Here is a 19,835-nt window from a genome sequence, read left to right on the forward strand (position 1 = left end):
TGTCCGGGGCTTCCTCGCTGGTCTGGCTACTAGGCAAGCGGCAGGTTATTGATCTGGTTCTGCAGCCGGACGATGTCCTCTTCGGCCTTCGTCAGACGGGTCCGAATCTTCTCGACCACGTTGTCCGGCGCCTTCGCCAGGAACGCCTCGTTGCCGAGCTTGGCCTCCGCCTGGGCCTTCTCCTTCTCCGCCGCAGCCAAGTCCTTGGCCAGCCGCTTACGCTCGGCCGCGACGTCGATCGTGCCGGACAGGTCGAGGGCGACCGTGGCGCCGGCGACCGGGAGGGTCGCCGTGGCGCTGAAGCCGTCACCCTCCGGCTGGAGCCGGAGCAGCTGACGGATGGCGGCCTCGTGGGCGGCGAGCTGCGTACCCGCCAGGTCCAGGCGGGCGGGGACCTTCTGACCGGGCTGCAGGCCCTGGTCCGAGCGGAAGCGGCGAACCTCGGTGATCACCTGCTGGAGGCTCTCGATCTCCGCCTCGGCCGCGGCATCGCGGAAGCCGCTGTCCGCCGGCCACTCGGCGATCACGACGGACTCGCCGCCGGTGAGCGTGGTCCACAGCGTCTCCGTCACGAACGGAACGACGGGATGCAGCAGTCGCAGCGTCACGTCCAGGACCTCGCCCAGGACGCGTGCCGAGACCTTGGCCGCGTCGCCGCCGGCCATGAACGTCGTCTTGGACAGCTCGACGTACCAGTCGAAGACCTCGTCCCACGCGAAGTGGTACAGAGCATCGGCGAGCTTCGCGAACTGGTAGTCGTCGTAGTACGCGTCCGCCTCGGCCACGACGGTGTTCAGCCGGGACAGGATCCAACGGTCCGTGGCCGACAGCTGCTCGACCGGGGGCAGCTCGCCCTCGATCGTGGCGCCGTTCATCATCGCGAACCGCGTCGCGTTCCAGATCTTGTTCGCGAAGTTCCGGGACGCCTGGACCCAGTCCTCGCCGATCGGCACGTCGGTACCGGGGTTGGCACCCCGCGCGAGCGTGAACCGCAGAGCGTCCGAGCCGTACTTGTCCATCCAGTCCAGCGGATTGACCGTGTTGCCGAACGACTTCGACATCTTCTTGCCGTGCTCGTCACGGACCATGCCGTGGAACGCGATGGTGCGAAAGGGGATCGCGCCGTCCATCGCGTACAGGCCGAACATCATCATCCGCGCGACCCAGAAGAACATCAGGTCGTAGCCGGTGACCATTGCCGAGTTCGGATAGAACTTGGCCAGGTCCGCGGTCTTCTCGGGCCAGCCCAGCGTGGAGAAGGGCCACAGGCCGGACGAGAACCAGGTGTCGAGGACATCGGTGTCCTGCTCCCAGCCCTCGCCGGTCGGCGGCTGCTCGTCGGGGCCGACGCACACGGTCTCGCCGTTCGGGCCGTGCCAGACGGGAATGCGGTGACCCCACCACAACTGCCGTGAGATGCACCAGTCGTTGAGGTTGTCGACCCAGTCGAAGTACCGCTGCGACAGGTCGGCGGGGTGGATATCCACCCGGCCGTCGCGGACCGCGTCCCCCGCGGCCTTGGCGAGCGTCTCGACCTTCACCCACCACTGCAGGGACAGCCGCGGCTCAAGGGTCGTCTTGCAGCGCGAGCAGTGGCCCACCGAGTGGACGTACGGCCGCTTCTCCGCCACGATCCGGCCATCGGCGCGCAGCGCGGCGACGATCGCGGAACGCGCCTCGAAGCGGTCAAGTCCCTCGAAGGGCCCGTGAACCGTGATGACACCGCGCTCGTCCATGACGGTCAGCGACTCCAGGCCGTGCCGCTGGCCGATGGCGAAGTCGTTGGGGTCATGGGCGGGCGTGACCTTGACGGCGCCGGTGCCGAACTCCGGGTCGACGTGGGTGTCGGCGACGACGGGAATCGTGCGGCCCGTCAGCGGCAGCGCGATGCGCCGACCGACGAGGTGCTTGTAGCGCTCGTCGTCGGGGTGAACGGCGACGGCGGTGTCACCGAGCATGGTCTCCGCGCGCGTGGTGGCAACAACGACGGTGTCGTCCCCCTCGCCGTACTTGATGGAGACGAGCTCGCCGTCGTCGTCCTGGTAGTCGACCTCGATGTCCGAGATGGCCGTCAGGCAGCGCGGGCACCAGTTGATGATGCGCTCGGCGCGGTAGATCAGGCCGTCGTCGTACATCTTCTTGAAGACGGTCTGGACGGCACGGGACAGACCCTCGTCCATGGTGAAGCGGTCGCGGCTCCACGCGACGCCGTTACCCAGACGCCGCATCTGCCCGGCGATCTGACCGCCGGACTCGGCCTTCCACTGCCAGACCCGCTCGACGAACGCCTCGCGACCCAGGTCGTGGCGGGACTTGCCTTCCTTGGCGAGCTCCCGCTCGACGACGTTCTGGGTGGCGATACCGGCGTGGTCCATGCCGGGCTGCCACAGCGTCTCGTAGCCCTGCATGCGCTTACGGCGGGTGAGGGCATCGATCAGCGTGTGCTCGAAGGCGTGGCCCAGGTGCAGGGATCCGGTGACGTTCGGCGGCGGGATGACGATGGTGTACGCGGGCTTGTCGCTCTTCGCGTCGGCCTCGAAGTAACCGCGCTCTACCCAGCGCTCGTACAACGTCCCCTCTACCTCGGCCGGCGTGTACTGGGTCGGCAGTTCGGGGGCGCTGTTAGGCCCGCTGTCGGGGCGCTGAGTGTTGTCGGTCACGACGGCCATTCTAAGGTCGTGGCACTCCTCGCCTCGCCTGACTATTGCGCGCACGCCGGGGCCACGGCCAGGACAGAAAAGTGGCCGCACGGAGGTAATTCGAGTGTGACCAAGAACACTCCCGTGCGGCCGGTTCCTAGCCTACCCCCGGCCGCAGCGGGATCGCGCCATGAGGTGGGATGAAGCGCAGGGCTCAACGCCGTTGGCCCCTCACACGGTGAGGAGTCTTTGTGAGGGTTGGCGTCAAGTGGGCCATGGCCGCACGGCTTTGGGGAGGGTGGCGGTTCCGGGGCGAGCGTCAAGGGCGCCCTTCGGGCGTCGGCTGCGCCGATTTCGCTTCGCTCCACCCTTGACTCTCGCCCCTCCACCGCGGGTGAGGGGGTGGCCGGGCGGCCCAGGGGTGGGGCGGCGGGGGCGGTCGGGGAGGAGGAAGGTGCGTCGCCGGGTGGCGGGTCGCGGGTGCGGGCTGTGCACCGTCTGCATGGCAGGTGTGCACGGTTCGTGGACCGGGTGGTGTATGCGGCGGTTCACATGTAGGTGAGGTACCGATCGGCCCACACCGGTGACCATTCCTCCTCGTCTTCCGCGTCTAGTCCGGTGCCGGCCGCATACGCCGCCAGTACCGCTTCGGCGGCTTCGTCCTCCCGGGAGGTTCGGGCCCTCATACGGCTCGAGGAAGAAGGTGAGGGGGACGAAGACACCGTCTGCGGCCGTGCAGACGTCGTCGAGCCAGGCCACGAATTCGTCGGTCAGACCCTCCGTGGGGGCAGGGTCGGACCAGTCGGCCGTCATCGCGGTGACGAAGCCGCCGAAGTTGCTCATCCTCACCGTCAGGGGGCGGCCGAGGCCCGTCTTGTCTGCGGGGATCGAGATTCCGCCGTAGGCGCTGGCGTCCTGGTACAGGTAGCTGTCGCAAAACGGGCCGAAGCGTCGCTCACATGCGTGCGTGAGACGGGCGAAACGGTGCGCCGAAGCTTTCAGGCCGAAGTTTCGGGGGCGTTCCAGGTGGGAGGGGTCGTCCAGTTCCCTCAGGAGGGTTCTGATCTGGTTAGCCGGGGAGCAAGGGCGTGTCCATCTCTCGTCTGGACCTCACGGCCGGTTGTCTCATCCAACCGTGGCAGTTTTCGGCCTCCCACCCGCGCCGCCAGTGCATTGTTCGTCCGTACGGCGGCGGCTGGTGGGGGATGACGTTACTCAGGAGCTCACGAGTTCACGAGCTCAGGTGTGTTGGAGCGGGACTGTCGGCGGCAGGTCCGCCCCGGGCCGGGGCAGGGGCCGCGCGTTAGCCTCGTAGTCACTTCTCTTGTGATGAAAGTGGGTTGTGATGGCTGAGCGTTCCGGTGTCGGCAGGGTTCCCGGTTCGGTGATTGCCGCTGGTGGGCTCGTCGGGGGGTATGGCGTCGCTCGGTGGACCAAGAAGCGGCCGCTGGGTGGGGTCGTGCTTGCCGTCGCGGGGGCCGCGGCCGCTCAGCAGTGGCGGCAGCGGGCCGGGGGGAAGGCCGCGGGGGCGTTGACCGCCGCGTATGTCGCCGCCTTCGCCGGGTCGCATCCGCTGGCCAAGAAAGTGGGCGCCTGGCCGTCGGTGTTCGGCGTGGCCGGTGCGGTCGCGCTCGCGTCGTGGGCGGTTGCCGACCGGAAGGGGTGAGGGGGAGGGGGGAGGGGAGCGGCGGTCGCGCGCCTTCCGCCTTCCGCCTTCCGCCTTCCGCCTTCCGCCTTCCGCCTTCCGCCTTCCGCCTTCCGCCTAGGACTACGGATGGTCAGGGGCGTATGACGGGTACTGCGGGTCCGGCGCGTACGTCGGCTGCGGCGCGTACGTCGGGGTCGGGGCGTGCGTGGATTCCGGGGTGCCGCCTCGTCCCAGGGCCGATCGCATCGTCACTCCGTAGCGTTGCCTCAGGCGTCGTGTCTCCCAGATCGACAGGGCCGTCACGGAGAGCGGGCCGCCCAGGAGGAAGGTGTAGAGGACCAGGGGTGGGGCGGCCACTTCGGGGGCGTCGAAGAAGCTGAGCGCGAACAGGGACCACACCAGGAACGGCGAGATCAGCGCGGGCAGCAGTTCGTGGACGTCGCCGACCCGGAAGCAGGAGTTGAGCGCGAACACCGCGGCGGCCAGCGTGAAGAGCGCCACCACGGCCAGGACCAGCGCGCCGATGACCATCACGATGACGAACAGCAGGAAGGACCCGAGCCAGGCCAGGTTGCCCGCCTCCCGGATGTCCTCCCACGGGATGATCTCCGCCCGCAGCAGCTTCATCCCCAGCAGGGTGCCGCCGGCGCAGACGCCCACGCCGAGCAGGATGACGCCGAGCGCGGTGCCGGGGCCGGTGAGGCGACGGGCGTAGACGCCGCGGAGCGAGGGGCGCGCCATGCCGATGAAGACGCTCAGGGTGATCAGTCCGGCGAGGAAGGCGATCCCGCAGCCGACTACCACGTCCACCACCTTGCCCAGCAGGATGTCCTCGCCGCTCTCGGCCAACGGGTAGGCGAAGAGCATCCCCGCCGATGCCAGGAAGCCGGCCCAGGTGCGACCGGACTGGAGCCGCTGCACGATCGGGTCCCCGACGCGGTCGGGACGGGATGCGGCCGCCATCGCCGCAGCGGCGGCGAGCGGGCTGGGCGCCGAGCGCAGCCTGGCCGACAGACTTGGGCGCTGGGTGTTCACTGTGACGTCTCCCCCGAGTACGTGACGGTGGTTCACGTGTTGGCACGTGCCACGGCCCGCCACCCTAGCCGATCATCCTGCCGGGATCATGTTCGCGTCAGGCCCGGCCCAGCCCGGCCCGGCCCAGCCCGGCCCGGCCCAGCCCGGCCCGGCCCGGCCCGGTCAGGCTTCAGACGAACGCTCCGCGCGGAACGCCCTCCGGTACCCCTGCGGGCTCGTCCCCACCACCCTGCGGAAACGTTCCCGGAACGCCGTCGGTGAGCCGAAGCCCGTCTGGGCCGCGATGCGTTCCACCGGGTGGGCCGTCGTCTCCAGCAGGTACTGGGCGCGCCGCACCCGGGCCCGGTGCAGCCACTGCAACGGGGTCGTCCCGGCCTGTTCGCGGAAGCGGCGGTTGAGGGTGCGGGTGCTCATCCCCGCGTGGGCCGCGATCTCGTCGAGGGTGAGGTCGCGGTCGCAGTGGTCCTCCAGCCAGCGCAGCACGGGTTCGAGGGTGGCCCCGGCGGGCGCCGGCGGCAGGTCGTGGACGATGAACTGCGCCTGCCCGCCCTCCCGTTCGAGCGGCATGACGGACATCCGGGCGGCCTGCGCGGCGACGGCGGAGCCGTGGTCCCTGCGGATCATGTGCAGGCACATGTCCAGGGCCGCGGCGGCGCCGGCCGAGGTGAGGAACTGGCCGTTGTCGACGTAGAGGACGTTCGGGTCGACCGTCACCCTCGGGTAGCGCTCGGCCAGGTCGCGGGCCGCGATCCAGTGGGTGGTGGCGCGCAGGCCGTCCAGCAGCCCGGTGGCGGCGAAGAGGAACGCTCCGACGCAGATGGACGCGATGCGCGTGCCGTTCGCCGCCGCCTCGCGCAGCGCCTCGGCCACCCCCTCCGGCAACGGGTCGGGCGGCTCCTCGACGCCGGGCAGGACGATCGTGTCCGCCTCCGCGAGGGCCTCCAGGCCGTACGGCGCCCGCAGCGTGAACGGCCCCGCGTTCACCTCCCCGGACGGGTACGGCGAGCAGACCCGCACCCGGTACGCCTCGCGGCCGTCGGGCAGCCGCGCCCAGCCGAAGGCGTCGATCGGGGCGGACAGGTCGAAGGGGAGGACCCGGTCGAGGGCGAGGACGGCGACGGTGTGCATGGCGAGAGCGTAGGCATGTGGGCTGTTATGGCCAAGCTTGTGGGCAGGAGATATTGCGGATGCGGCAGGTACGGGGCCGGTCAGATGCTGTGGCGAGAATCCGTCGAGGCGTGGCATTCTCGCCGCTTCTCCGGGTTCCGCCGTGCGTCTACCGTCTGCCCGTGACCAAGTTCCTCCTCGCTCTCCATGTCCTCGCCGCGATCGTCGCCATCGGTCCCGTCACCGTCGCGGCCAGCATGTTCCCGCCCGCCGCACGCCGCGCCCTGGACGCGCCCGACGACGTGCGCGCCACCGGGACCGTCCAGTTGCTGCACCGGATCTGCCGGGTCTACGCCGGCGTCGGCATCGCCGTTCCCGTGCTCGGGTTCGCCACGGCGAGCGCGATGGGGGTGATGGGCGACGCCTGGCTGATCGTGTCGACCGGGCTGACCGTGCTGGCGGCGATCGTCCTCGTCGTGCTCGTGCTGCCCCGGCAGGAGGTGCTGCTGGAGGGCGGCGGTACGCGCGAGACGACCGTGCGACTCGGCATGTTCACCGGGGTGTTCAACCTGCTGTGGGCGACGGTGACGGTCCTGATGATCGTCCGGCCGGGGTCGACTACGGGGGCCTGAGACCGCCTTCGCCGCGCTTCTGGAGCCGCCTCCGCCGCAACTCCCGAACCCGCCTCCAGCGAGTTTCTGTTATCGAGATCTTCCTCGCCCGTCTCCTCGACGTCCCCGCCAGGCAAGCGAGTCAAGACGTCGAGGTACGAAGCCCGTGACACGAGAGATCAGCCGCCGCAGCATGCTGAAGGCCACCGGAGCGACCGCCGCCGGCGTCGGGGTGGTGCACCTCGCCGCCGCCGCGCCCGCCGCCGCGGCCGGCCCCGCCTACGCGCACCCCGGGCTGCTGCACACCCGCGCCGACCTGGACCGCATGGCCGCCAAGGTGAAGGCCGGCGCCGCGCCCTATGCCGCCGGGTTCGCCGAGCTCACCGCCAACCGGCATGCGCAGAGCGGCTGGACGGCCAACCCGCAGGCCACCGTCTATCGCGGCGCGGGCAGTCCGCAGAACTACGCGATCCTCTACAACGACGTCCACGCCGCCTACCAGAACGGCCTGCGCTACCACGTCGGCGGCGACGAAGCGCACGCCGAGACCGCCGTCGCCATTCTCAACGCCTGGTCGGCGAAGCTCACTTCGCTTGCGGGCTCCGCCGACCGGTTCCTCGCTGCCGGACTGTACGGCTACCAGATCGCCAACGCCGCCGAACTCGTCCGCGACCGGCCCGACTTCGAGCTCGAACGCTTCCAGAAGATGCTGACGTCCGTCTTCGCGCCGCTCAGCGAAAGCTTCCTCACGCACCACAACAACGCGGTCGTCACCAACTACTGGCCCAACTGGGACCTCGCCGCCCTCGCCTGCGTCCTCGCCACCGGCGTCTTCTGTGACGACGACAGACGGGTGGAACAGGCCGTCGAGTACTTCAAGAACGGGGCCGGGCTCGGCTCGGTCAGGAACGCCGTTCCCGTCGTGCACGACGACGGCCTCGGCGAGTGGCTGGAGGCCGGCCGGGACCAGGGGCACGCCCTGCTCGGCGTCGGACTCATGGGCACCGTCTGCGAGATGGCCTGGAACCAGGGCATCGACCTGTACGGCCATGACGACAGCCGGTTCCTCAAGGGGGCCCAGTACGTGGCGAAGTGGAGCCTCGGCGGGGACGTGCCCTACACGGCGAACACCCGGAAGAAGGGCGCGATCGGGGGGTGGTCGGGGACGGAGACCGCCTCCGACGCCGCCGCCGTCGACCCCACGATGACCCGGCCCATCTGGGCGATGATCACCAACCACTACACCAAGCGCCGGGGACTGTCCGCCCCCTACCTCACGCGCATCGCCGCCAAGGCCTCCCCCGAGGGCGGTGGCGGCGACTACGGCCCCAACAGCGGCGGGTACGACCAACTGGGCTTCGGGACGCTGGCGTTCACTCGGGAGCGGGGGATTGCGGGGGTGGGGGGTTCTCCAGCGCCGTCCGCATCGACTTCGGGTTCGGCCCCCACTTCGGCTTCGGCATCGACTTCGGGTTCGGCCTCCGCTTCGGCTTCGGCATCGACTTCGGGTTCGGCCCCCGCTTCGGCTTCGGCATCCCCTTCGGGTTCGGGGGCGGCTGCGGCCGGCAAGGCCGGCGATCTCGCCGCCACCGGCTCCTCCGACGCCGTCGCCTGGAGCGCCGCCACCGGCGTCACCGCCCTCGCGGGCGGCCTGCTGCTGCTACGACGCCGGAAGCGGGACGCCCGCGGCGAGTGATCGTCAGGACGACGTCGTCTCCGTCCCCTTCCCCGACCCCGTCCCCTTCCCTGACCCCGTCTCCTTGCCCGACCCCGTTCCCATACTCGTACCCGACTCCGACCCCGACCCCGACCCCGTCGCCTTCGCCGTGAGCGGCTCGGCGATGTCCTCCAGGGAACGCCGTTCCGCGTTGACCGCCAGGAACGCGGCGACCAGACCCGCCGCGCACATCAGACCCGCGCCGATCTGGAACGCCAGGACCGTGTCGCCGACCTCGCCCGTGCCGGTGAGGTCCGCGAACAGCAGGGGGCCGCTGATGCCGCCGGCGGCGGTGCCGATGGCGTAGAAGAAGGCGATCGACATCGCCCGGGTCTCCATCGGGAAGACCTCGGAGACCGTGAGGTAGGCGCTGGAGGCGCCCGCCGAGGCGAAGAACAGCACCGCGCACCAGCACGCCGTCAGCGTGGCCGCGCTCAGCGAGCCCCGGTCGAACAGCCAGGCCGTGCCGAACAGGAGCAGGCCGGACAGCAGGTACGTCGACGAGATCATCACCCGGCGGCCCACCGTGTCGAACAGCTTGCCCAGCAGCATCGGGCCGAAGAAGTTGCCGAGGGCGATGACGGCGAAGAAGTAGCCGGTGTCGCCGGTCGGGACGTCGAAGAACGTGGTCAGGATCGCGCCGAAGCCGAAGGTGATCGCGTTGTACAGGAACGCCTGGCCGATGAAGAGGGAGAAGCCGAGGACGGCCCGGCGGCGGTAGTCGGAGAACACCGTGCGGCCGATCTCCACGAAGGACACGCTGCGGCGCTGGTGGATGGTGAGCTCGCCCTCGGCCGGCGGCAGCGGCTCGCCCCGCTCCTCCTCCACCTGCCGTTCGATGCCGGAGACGATCCGCTCCGCCTCGTCGTCCCGGCCGTGGATCAGCAGCCAGCGCGGGCTCTCCGGGACGTGCCGCCGTACGAGGAGGATGACCAGGGCGAGTACGGCGCCCAGCGCGAAGGTGAGCCGCCAGCCGACGTCCGCCGCGAAGAGGTCCGTGTTCAGCGCGACGATCGACAGCAGCGAACCGCCGACCGCGCCCAGCCAGAAACTGCCGTTGATCATCAGGTCGACCCGGCCCCGGTACTCCGCCGGGATCAGCTCGTCGATCGCCGAGTTGATCGCCGCGTACTCGCCGCCGATGCCGAAGCCGGTGAGGAAGCGGAAGAGGAGGAACCACCAGGTGTCGAAGGAGACCGCGGTCAGGGCGGTGGCCGCCAGGTACACCGCGAGCGTGATCATGAAGAGCTTCTTGCGGCCCCAGCGGTCGGTCAGCCGGCCCCAGAAGAGCGCGCCGATGCAGGCGCCCGCCACGTACAGCGCGGCGGCGAGGCCCGTGACCTGGCCGGAGGTGATCGGCAGACCGCTGCCCGGCTCGGACAGCCGGCTCGCGATGTTGCCGACGACCGTGACCTCCAGGCCGTCGAGGATCCACACGGTGCCGAGGCCGAACACGATCGTCCAGTGCCAGCGGGACCAGGGGAGGCGGTCCAGGCGGGCGGGGATGTCGGTGGTGATGGTTCGGCCGGTCTGGGCCTCTGCGGTGGCCATGGGCTCCCTCCACGTCGAGCGGACCCCTTCGCTTGTGCCCCTGCGCTGCCGCTTTAGGCCGGGTGGGGGTTGGGTGAGGTGGCCTCTGCTTGTGAGGTGCTCGGTGTTGGTGCCGGGCTCTCTGGGGGCTGCCGCCCCCAGACCCCCGCTTCGGCCCTTCGGGCCTCGTCCTCAAGCTCCCCCAGAGGGGGGACCCCCAGACGGGCTGAGTTGAGCCACCGGCGCCTTCAAGGCACCGGAAAAGAGGTTCACGCTCCGAAGCCCCTCGACACCGTGTAGATCACCAGGCCCGCCAGCGAGCCCACCACCGTGCCGTTGATGCGGATGAACTGGAGGTCCCGGCCGATGTGGGCCTCGATCTTGCGGGTGGTGTGTTCGGCGTCCCAGCCGGCGACCGTGTCGGTGATCAGGGAGGTGATCTGGCGCTGGTACGTCGTCACGACGTGCACCGCCGCGCCCTCGACCCAGCTGTCCACCTTCTCCTGCACCTTGGGCTCCTCGGCCATCCGCGCGCCCAGGGAGAGGAGCGAGGCCCGCACTCGCAGGCGCAGCTCGCTGCGCTCGTCCTCCGCCGCGGCGACGATCATGGACCGTACGGCGGTCCAGGCCGACGCGATGAGGTCCTGCACCTCGCCCCGGCCCAGCACCTCGCCCTTCAGCCGCTCCACACGCGCGCGTGTGTCGCCGTCGGACTGGAGGTCGGAGGCGAAGTCGGTGAGGAAGCGGTCGAGGGCGCCCCGGGCCGGGTGGGAGGGCATGTCCCGCATCTCCGCGCAGAACCGCAGCAGCTCCTTGTAGACGCGCTCGCCGACCTTCTTGTCGACGAACCGCGGGGTCCAGCCGGGCGCGCCGCCCTGGACCGCGTCCATCACGGAGTCGGCGTGCAGCACCAGCCAGTCGTGCGCCCGGGAGACCACCAGGTCGACGGCGCGCCGGTGGCCGCCGTCCGCGACGATCCTCTCCAGCATCTTCCCCATGCCGGGGCCGATCTCCTGGGCGTCGGCGCGGCGCGTGATCGCCTCGCCGACCACCGCCTGCACATCGGAGTCGCGCAGCACCGTCAACGCGCCCCGCAGGGCGGTCGCCAGCTCCGCCGTCACCCGGTCGGCGTTGCCCGGCTCCGCCAGCCAGGCCCCCAGCCGGCTGCCGATACCGACGGCGCGCAGCCGCTGGCGCACGACGTCCTCGGAGAGGAAGTTCTCGCCGACGAACTCGCCCAGGGAGACGCCCAGCTGGTCCTTCTTGGTGGGGATGATCGCCGTGTGCGGGATGGGCAGGCCCAGGGGGTGGCGGAAGAGGGCGGTGACGGCGAACCAGTCGGCGAGCGCGCCGACCATGCCCGCCTCGGCCGCCGCCGCCACATACCCGGCCCAGGCGCCGGCGCCCTGGTGCGAGGCCCACTCGGCGAGGACGTAGACCACGGCCACGAACAGCAGCAGTCCGGTCGCGGTGATCTTCATCCGGCGCACGCCGCGGCTGCGCTCCTCGTCGGCCGCGCTGAAGACGGTCATGGCACGCGCCGCCGCCTTCCCGGGCGGCCTCGGCCCCGACGCGTTCGCCTTCGCCGCCGTCGCCGACGCCGACGCCGACGCCGACGCTGCCTTCAGCTTCTCGTCCGCTTCCGTGCCGTCCATCCGCTCCACCCGTCCTGGTGCCCCACGTCGTCCCTCACGTCCCACACATCGACATTCTCCCAACTTGACCGACTCCCGGAACGGAACAAGAGTTCCCTTCGTCTGTCAGTCGGGGGGATCGACGGTGACCTCCTGCATGTTGCCGGGAGCCTCGACGCTCCCCCGCCCGAGGAGAAACACACCCGCATGACCGAGCGTCACCCCGAGGACGCGGGGGTGTCCCCCACCCGGCCCAACGCCCTGCTGGCCGCCCTCCTCGCCGTGGTCGTGATCCTTTCCGCCGTCATCTACATGGGCGTCGAAGCCGGGGACGGCCGCGACGAGGACACCCTCGCCGCGCCCCTCTCCCCGTACGACTCCGCCGCTGCCGCCGCCCCCGCCTCCACCGGGATCTGGGTCGGCACCTGGGCCGCCGCCCCCGTGTCCGGCGAGCCGGGCACCGAGGCGGCCGGCATGGCGGGGCGCACGGTGCGCAACGTCGTCCACACCAGCGTCGGAGGGACGAGTGCCCGCGTCACGCTGTCCAATCTCTACGGCACCCGGCCGCTGAACGTCACCGCCGCCACCCTCGCCGTCGCAGCCGACGACGACGCGCCGGCGGCGGCCGAGGGCACCCTGCGCCGGCTCACCTTCGGCGGGTTGCCCACGGTCGTCGTGCCGGCGGGCGGGCACACCGTCAGCGACGCCGTCGCCCTCGTCGTCCCGCGCGACGCCGACATGCTCGTCAGCACCTACACGCCGACGTCCTCGGGCCCGGTCACCCACCACCCCTACGCCCGCAGCACCAGCTATGTCGCCGCCGGTGAGCGCACCGAGGACGTGACGGGGGACGCGTACACCGGGGAGAGCGGCTCGTGGCGCTACCTCACCGCCCTGGACGTCCTCAGCGGCGAGGCCGACGGCACCGTGGTCGCCTTCGGCGACTCCCTCACCGACGGCATCACCTCCACCATGGACGCCGACCGCCGCTGGCCCGACGTGCTGTCCGACCGGCTGCGCGACGCCGCCTCCGACGGCCGGGACGCGCCCCGCTACGGCGTCGTCAACGCGGGCATCAGCGGCAACCGGGTCCTGGCCGACGGCGGCCGGGCCGCGGGCAACGCCGCCGGGGTCAAACGTTTCGCCCGGGACGTCCTCGGCCGTCCCCACGTCAAGGTCGTCGTGATCGACCTCGGCGTCAACGACATCCTGCGCCACCCGTCCGGCAACGACGCGGACGCCATCGTCGCCGGGCTGCGCACGCTGGTGAGCAGCGCCCACGCCCACGGCGTCAAGGCCGTCGGCGCCACCCTCATGCCTTTCCGGGGGCACCCCTCCCACTCGGACGCGCGGGAACGCGTACGGCAGCGGGTGAACGCCGAGCTCCGGTCGGGCACCGTCTTCGACGAGCTCGTCGACCTCGACGAGGCGCTGCGCGATCCCTACGACCCGCGGAGTCTGAGGGCGGAGTACGACTCGGGGGACGGCCTGCATCCGAGTGACGCGGGGTACCGGCGGATGGCGCAGGCCGTCGAGCTGGAGCAGCTGGAGGGGGCGGCGCCGGCCCGGCTGTGACGAGGTGCGCCGGGGGCGGGGGCGCGGGCGCGGGCGGGGGCCGGGGGCGGGGGCGGGGGCGGGGGCGGGGGCGGGGACAGCATCAGCACCGGTGCACCGGCATCAGCGCCGGCACACCCGTACCCGCGTCGGGTCAGTGCTCCCAGTGGCGGCGTTCGTCCCGCCGTCCCTCGTCCAGTTCCCGATTCCCGGCTGACCCCTCCAGTCGATCCTTTCCGCCCTTGCCCGCCTTGCCGAGCTTGGCGGCCTTGGCGCCCTTCCTGCGCTTGCGTTCGATCCCCACGCCGCCCCAGAACGCGAAGCCCGTCACCACCACGCGCGGAGCGCCCCGCTCCGCCGGCACGCCCGCCTCGCTGTGGTCGAAACCGCCCATGATGCCGAGGCCCCGCACCACGACCTCCACACCCGGCGGCACCACGACGTTCACCCCGCCCATGATCGCCACGCAGTTGAGGACGACCTCCTCGGCCGCGAAGTCCGCCTCGCGCAGGTCGATCTCCCCGCCGCCCCAGAAGGCGAAGCTGTTGAAGCGCCGCGGGACCGTCCACCGGCCCTTGCGCTGGAAGCCGGACATCACGGCGACGCCCCACCTCGACGTGCCCTCGCCGCCGACGACCCGCCCGCCCCAACTCCCTGGCTCCGCCGGGTCCTTGCTCATCGACACCCGGGGCGCGAGGGCGGCGCCCGCGGCGTCCGGCAGATCGCGGGTGATCGGCGTGAGCTCGCCGTAGGTCCGCGCCCGGTAGGTCGCGTCCAGCCGTTCCTCGAACTCCGTCATGTCGAGGCGGCCCTCCGCGAGGGCGTCCCGCAGGACCTCGGCGACTCGTTCACGATCGGCGTCGGAAGCGCGCAGCTCCGGAGCATCCTCGGTCATGGACAGCAGCCTACGAGTTCCGGGCGGCGGACACTACGTGATCGCGCGGGTGCCGTCGCCCAGCGAGTGCAGCATCTTGGCGATCACCGCCTCGATGTCCGGCTCCCGCACCGAGAGGTCCACCAGCGGGTACTCCGCCGCGATCCGCGCCACCAGCGGCGCGGCCGACTCCGACGCCGGGAACGCCAGCCACTGGCGTGGCCCCTCCACCCGTACGACCCGGGCCGGCGCCGGCGCGTCGATCGGCGGCAGCTCGCGCTCCAGGTCGACCACCAGGGTCCGTTCGCTCTCCCCCGCCTCGTGCAGACCGGTGAGCGGCCCGTCGTACATCATGCGTCCGTGGTCGATGACCATCACCCGGGAGCACAACTGCTCGATGTCCTGGAGGTCATGGGTGGTGAGCAGGACCGTCGTGCCGCGTTCACTGTTCAACTCCCGCAGGAACTCACGCACCTTGGCCTTGGAGACGACGTCCAGGCCGATCGTCGGCTCGTCGAGGTAGAGCACCTCCGGGTCGTGCAGCAGCGCCGCCGCGATGTCGCCGCGCATCCGCTGCCCCAGCGACAGTTGCCGCACCGGCACGTCCAACAGCTCGCCCAGGTCGAGGAGTTCGACGAGCCGGTCGAGGTTCTCGCGGTAACGGGCGTCCGGGATGCGGTACATGCGGTGCGCCAGCCGGTAGGAGTCGATCAGCGGGAGGTCCCACCACAGGGTCGTCCGCTGACCGAACACCACCCCTATGCGGTAGGCCAGCCGGCCGCGCTCGCGCGAGGGGTCGATCCCCGCCACCCGCACCCGGCCCCCGCTCGGCACCAGGATCCCGGTCAGCATCTTGATCGTGGTCGACTTCCCCGCGCCGTTCGGGCCGATGTAGCCGACCATCTCGCCGCGCGCCACGGTGAAGGAGATCGAGTCGACCGCCCGCACCCGCCGCAGCTCCCGCTTCAGGAAACCCGTCTTCTTGCGCACGTCGAAGACCTTCTCGATCCGGTCCACCTCGATGAACGCCGATTCCGCCGAGCCCGCTGAGTCCACCGACTCCGCCGCGCCCGCGCCCGTGCCCGTGTTCATGTCCATGAGCGTCCTCAACTCCCCGTGCTTCGATACGACCGCAGCCCCGCCCGCCAGGCCAGCCCCGCGAGCGCGCAGCACGCCACCGCCACCAACGGCGGTGCGAACGCGGCCCCTTCGGGCAGTCCCAGCGGATACGGCCGCCCCAACAGGTAGGCGGCGGGAACCCAGTTGACGAAGGCCAGCGGCAACAGGAACGTCACCCCGCGCACCAGCTCCTTGCCGAACACGGTCGGCGGATACTGCAACAGCGTCTGACCGCCGTACGTGAACGCCGCCTGCACCTCCGTCGCGTCCCGCGCGACGAACTGGAAGGCCGCGCCCGCCACGAACACCGCCGCGAAGATCGCCCCGCCGCAGACCACCATCATCGGCACCAGCAGCACCTTGACCGGCGTCCACTGCACGTCGACGGCGGTCAGCGCGTAGCCCAGCACCAGCGCCCCCTGGGCGACGCGGCCGATCCGGCGCAGCGCGAAGCGGTCCGCCGCGACCTGGACCAGCACCGGCGCCGGCCGCACCAGCAGCGTGTCGAGCGTGCCGTCCCGCACGCGGGTGCCCAGCCGGTACGCCGAGCCGATCGTGAGGTCCGCGCAGCCGAAGCTGGTCGCCGACAGGCCGTACAGCAGGGCGACCTCGGGCAGCGTGTAGCCGCCGAGGACGTCGACCTGCGAGAACATCAGCAGGATCGCGACGAAGTCGAGCCCGGTCACCACCAGGCCGCCGAACACCGTCATCGCGAACGACGCCCGGTAGGCGAGCGTGGAGCGGATCCACATCCCGGCGATCAGCCGGTAGGCCCGCAGCCCTTCGGCCACCCGGCCGCCCATACCCGGCAAGCGGCTCCCCTCATCCGGCAAGCGGCTTCCCCCACCCGGCGCGCGGCTTCCCTCACCCACCCTGGACCACCACCCGCCGGGTCGCCGCCGCCTGCACCAGGCGGCCCGCCGCCAGCAGCGCCACCGCCCAAGCCGCCTGGAAGGAGAAGACGTACAGCCAGTCGGCCTCGCCCATCAGCACATCCGCGGGCATCTGGAGCTGCGCCGCCCACGGCAGCACCCGCACGACCTCGCCCAGCGGGCCGGGGACGGCGTTCAGCGGCAGCGTCATGCCCGAGCAGAAGATCCCCAGGATCATCATCGCCTGGAGCGCGCCCGTGCCGTCCAGCAGCCAGAACCCGCTGAGCGCCACCAGGTAGCGGATGCCGAAGCTGACCACCATCGCGAGCACGACCGCCACGAGGAAGGCCGCCCACAGCCCCGGGTCGGTCGGCAGCGCCGTGGGGAAGACGAGCGCCCCGAAGGCGAAGGGGATCACCCCGCGCCCCAGCAGCTGGAACAACGCCCGCCCCAAGTCGTTGGCCAGCCACCACAGTTGGAGATCGGCCGGCCGGTACAGATCGACGGCCACGTCCCCGGTGCGCACCCGTTCCATGAACTCGGCCTCGAAACCGCCGCCCTGGATCGCCAGCGTCGCGTACAGCGCCTGGCCCAGCCACACGAAGGTGACGGCCTGCGCCTGGTCGTAGCCGCCGAGCTGGGGCCGCTCGTCCCACAACGCCAGATACGTGTAGACCAGGATCAGACCGAAGACGGTGTTGGTGAACACCCCCGCGGCCGTGGCCGTCCGGTACGTCGCGTACCGTCGAAAACCGCCCGCTGCGACGGCGGCGTACAACCGCACCGCACCCAAGGCAACCGTCCTCCCGCCCCGGGCCGACCCGCCCGTCCCGCCTGACACCGAAGCGCAGGAGCCTAGTGCGCGCGCACGACGGCGTGCCACGCGTTTTCCGGAGCGACGCATCGCACACCGCGTCGCACAACGCGTGCCGATTGCCGGGAACGGAACGGTTGGTGCGAGAGTCTTCAACAGGGGGCGCAAAACGCGCACGAGGCGTACGGGAAAACGTACGACGCGAAACAGGAGTCCGAGCAACGCATGAGCGACGATCCGCAGCCGAAGCAGCCGACCGAGGGCTGGGCGGCCCCCGCAGAGCCCGAGGCGGCAGAGCCGGGACAGCCGGGAGAGGGGAAGAAGCCGAAGCGGCCCAAGCGCACCGGCTGGCGCCGCCTGCTGCCCACCTGGCGGATGGTGCTCGGCGCCTTCGTCATCTGCACGATGGTCCTGGCCGCCCTGTTCTTCCTCGGCTACTCCATGGTGAAGATCCCGCCGGCCAACGCGCTCGCCACCAAGCAGAGCAACGTCTACCTGTACGCGGACGGCACCGAGATCGCCCGTGACGGCGAGGTCAACCGCGAGAACGTCACCCTCGCGCAGATCTCCAAGGAGGCCCAGCACGCCGTGCTGGCCGCCGAGGACCGCGACTTCTACACCGAGTCCGCCGTCGACCCCAAGGCGATGCTGCGGGCCGGCTGGAACACCGCCCTGGGCAAGGGCAAGCAGTCCGGCTCCACCATCACCCAGCAGTACGTGAAGAACTACTACCTCGCCCAGGAGCAGACCGTCACCCGCAAGGTGAAGGAGTTCTTCATCGCGATCAAGCTGGACCGCGAGACCTCCAAGGACGAGATCCTGGAGGGCTACCTCAACACCAGCTTCTTCGGCCGCAACGCCTACGGCATCCAGGCCGCCGCCCAGGCCTACTACGGCATCGACGCCACCGAGCTCACCGCCGCCCAGGGCGCCTACCTGGCCGCACTCGTCAACGCCCCCAGCCAGTACGACGTGACCGCCCACCCCGAGAACCAGAAGGCCGCCGAATCCCGCTGGAACTACGTCCTGGACGGCATGGTCGACAAGGGCTGGCTGAAGGAGTCCGAGCGCACCGGGATGAAGTTCCCCACCCCGCGGGAGGAGAGCGGCGCCGACACCGGCATGTCCGGCCAGCGCGGCTACATCGTGCGCGCCATCAAGGACCAGCTGATCCAGAGCAGGGTCGTCGACGAGAACGCCCTCGACGCGGGCGGCTACCGCATCACCACCACGCTCCAGAAGAAGAAGCAGGACGCCTTCGTCGACGCCGTCGACGACCAGTTGATGTCCAAGCTCGACAAGAAGAAGCGCAAGGTCGACAACTACGTCCGCGCGGGCGGGGCCGCCGTCGACCCCAAGACCGGCAAGGTCCTCGCGATGTACGGCGGCGTCGACTACGTCAAGCAGTACACCAACAACGCCACCCGCCGGGACTTCCAGGTCGGCTCCACCTTCAAGCCGTTCGTGTTCACCTCGGCCGTCCAGAACGACTCCTCCACCCAGGACGGCCGCCGGATCAACCCCAACACCGTCTACGACGGCAGCAACAAGCGCCCCGTGCAGGGCTGGAGCGGCGGCCCCTACAACCCCGCGAACGAGGACGACGTCGACTACGGCGACATCAGCGTGCGCGAGGCCACCGACAAGTCCGTGAACTCCGTGTACGCGCAACTGGCCGTCGACGTCGGCCCCGACGACGTCAAGCAGACCGCGATCGACCTCGGCCTGCCCGCCGACACCCCCGAGCTCCAGCCGTACCCGTCGGTCGCCCTCGGCGTGGCCACCGCCAGCGTCCTGGACATGGCGGAGGCGTACGCGACGCTCGCCAACCACGGCAAGCACGGCACGTACACCATGATCGAGAAGGTCACGAAGGACGGCACGGACCTCGAACTGCCCAAGCGCAAGACCACGCAGGCCGTCACCCGCGAGGCCGCCGACACCACCACCTCGGTGCTGCGCAGCGTCGTCCAGCGGGGCACCGCGACCGAGGCGCTGAACGCGGGCCGCCCGGCCGCCGGCAAGACCGGCACCGCCGAGGAGGACACCGCCGCCTGGTTCGCCGGCTACACCCCCGACCTCGCCACGGTCGTCGCCGTGATGGGCCAGGACCCGGTCACCGCCGCCCACAAGTCGCTCTACGGCGCGATGGGCCTGAAGCGCGTCAACGGCGGCGGCGCGCCCACGGAGATCTGGGCGCAGTTCACCAAGGAGGCCCTGAAGGGCACCCCGGAGACCGACTTCGACCTCGAAGTCCAGGAGGGCTCCACGGAGTCGGCCTACACGCCCGTCCTGCCCTCGCAGGAGGAGACCACCCAGGACCAGCAGGAGGACCCCTCCACGGACCGGCCCAGCACCGGCACCCCCACCACGGACGGCGGCACGACCGGCGGCAGCCCGACGACCGGCGGCGGCACGAGCCAGGGCACGACCGACGGCGGCACGGCCACGAGCGGCGCCACCAGCGACGGCGCCACCGGGAACGCCTCGGACGGCGGGGCGACCGGGGAGACCACCGACGGCGGCGCGACCGGCGATACGGGTGCCGACGGCGGCACGGCCACGGACGGCGGAGCCGCCACCGACGGAGGCACACCGGGCACGCCGGGCGGCACCGGGCCTCAGCTGGCCGCCCGCAGAGCGCTGGAGCAGTGAGCGCCCACGCCTCTCAGTGACCGCTG

The 19,835-nt window shown here is 71.1% G+C and carries 14 protein-coding genes; 5 read left to right on the forward strand and 9 right to left on the reverse strand.

The genetic code is table 11. The features are described 5' to 3' along the window. Positions 1-29: 29 nt before the first annotated feature. Complete coding sequence (locus ACFYX4_RS05685) at positions 30-2,660, reverse strand: valine--tRNA ligase (RefSeq protein WP_389326264.1); 2,631 nt, start codon at positions 2,658-2,660, stop codon at positions 30-32. 1,324 nt (positions 2,661-3,984) lie between these two features. Between ACFYX4_RS05685 and ACFYX4_RS05690 the strand changes: the two genes are divergently transcribed. After that, positions 3,985-4,305: a hypothetical protein gene (locus ACFYX4_RS05690; RefSeq protein ID WP_389326267.1), complete on the forward strand. Its 321-nt coding sequence runs from the start codon at positions 3,985-3,987 to the stop codon at positions 4,303-4,305. Positions 4,306-4,407: 102 nt separating this feature from the next. Here the strand turns inward: ACFYX4_RS05690 and ACFYX4_RS05695 are convergent, their stop codons facing one another. Both ACFYX4_RS05695 and ACFYX4_RS05700 read right to left on the reverse strand, forming a co-directional pair. Continuing rightward, entirely contained in the window at positions 4,408-5,322 is a 915-nt protein-coding gene (locus ACFYX4_RS05695; RefSeq protein WP_389326270.1) for a hypothetical protein, read from the reverse strand. Positions 5,323-5,484: 162 nt separating this feature from the next. After that, positions 5,485-6,450, reverse strand: a complete 966-nt coding sequence (locus ACFYX4_RS05700) for a GlxA family transcriptional regulator (RefSeq protein ID WP_389326273.1) — start codon at positions 6,448-6,450, stop codon at positions 5,485-5,487. Positions 6,451-6,611: 161 nt separating this feature from the next. Between ACFYX4_RS05700 and ACFYX4_RS05705 the strand changes: the two genes are divergently transcribed. Next, positions 6,612-7,061, forward strand: a complete 450-nt coding sequence (locus ACFYX4_RS05705; protein ID WP_389326276.1) for a hypothetical protein — start codon at positions 6,612-6,614, stop codon at positions 7,059-7,061. Positions 7,062-7,233: 172 nt separating this feature from the next. Beyond that, positions 7,234-8,736: an alginate lyase family protein gene (locus ACFYX4_RS05710; RefSeq protein WP_389326774.1), complete on the forward strand. Its 1,503-nt coding sequence runs from the start codon at positions 7,234-7,236 to the stop codon at positions 8,734-8,736. 3 nt (positions 8,737-8,739) lie between these two features. On the opposite strand, the gene ACFYX4_RS05715 is transcribed toward ACFYX4_RS05710, so the two are convergent. Together ACFYX4_RS05715 and ACFYX4_RS05720 are read right to left on the reverse strand one after the other, a co-directional pair. Then, complete coding sequence (locus ACFYX4_RS05715; protein ID WP_389326279.1) at positions 8,740-10,308, reverse strand: MFS transporter; 1,569 nt, start codon at positions 10,306-10,308, stop codon at positions 8,740-8,742. A 248-nt stretch (positions 10,309-10,556) separates the two neighbouring features. After that, positions 10,557-11,942, reverse strand: a complete 1,386-nt coding sequence (locus ACFYX4_RS05720; RefSeq protein WP_389326282.1) for a DUF445 domain-containing protein — start codon at positions 11,940-11,942, stop codon at positions 10,557-10,559. Positions 11,943-12,128: 186 nt separating this feature from the next. Here ACFYX4_RS05720 and ACFYX4_RS05725 point away from each other — a divergent pair, with 186 nt between their 5' ends. Then, positions 12,129-13,496 carry an SGNH/GDSL hydrolase family protein gene (locus ACFYX4_RS05725; protein ID WP_389326285.1) on the forward strand — a complete coding sequence of 456 codons (1,368 nt, stop codon included), beginning with the start codon at positions 12,129-12,131 and terminating at the stop codon, positions 13,494-13,496. Positions 13,497-13,629: 133 nt separating this feature from the next. On the opposite strand, the gene ACFYX4_RS05730 is transcribed toward ACFYX4_RS05725, so the two are convergent. From ACFYX4_RS05730 to ACFYX4_RS05745, 4 genes are all read right to left on the reverse strand, one after another. After that, on the reverse strand, positions 13,630-14,370 hold the full coding sequence (locus ACFYX4_RS05730) for a DUF1707 domain-containing protein (protein WP_389326288.1): 741 nt from the start codon (positions 14,368-14,370) through the stop codon (positions 13,630-13,632). A gap of 33 nt (positions 14,371-14,403) precedes the next feature. Continuing rightward, complete coding sequence (locus tag ACFYX4_RS05735) at positions 14,404-15,441, reverse strand: ATP-binding cassette domain-containing protein (RefSeq protein WP_389326777.1); 1,038 nt, start codon at positions 15,439-15,441, stop codon at positions 14,404-14,406. A 14-nt stretch (positions 15,442-15,455) separates the two neighbouring features. Continuing rightward, positions 15,456-16,271 (reverse strand): ABC transporter permease, encoded by an 816-nt coding sequence (locus ACFYX4_RS05740; protein WP_389326780.1) that lies wholly within the window; start codon positions 16,269-16,271, stop codon positions 15,456-15,458. Positions 16,272-16,332: 61 nt separating this feature from the next. Next, entirely contained in the window at positions 16,333-17,133 is an 801-nt protein-coding gene (locus ACFYX4_RS05745; RefSeq protein ID WP_389326291.1) for an ABC transporter permease, read from the reverse strand. A gap of 246 nt (positions 17,134-17,379) precedes the next feature. On the opposite strand from ACFYX4_RS05745, the gene ACFYX4_RS05750 reads away from it, so the two are divergent. Next, complete coding sequence (locus ACFYX4_RS05750; protein ID WP_389326294.1) at positions 17,380-19,809, forward strand: transglycosylase domain-containing protein; 2,430 nt, start codon at positions 17,380-17,382, stop codon at positions 19,807-19,809. Positions 19,810-19,835: the final 26 nt, after the last annotated feature.

It is taken from the genome of Streptomyces sp. NPDC002328 (genome assembly GCF_042890065.1).
GTDB lineage: Bacteria > Actinomycetota > Actinomycetes > Streptomycetales > Streptomycetaceae > Streptomyces.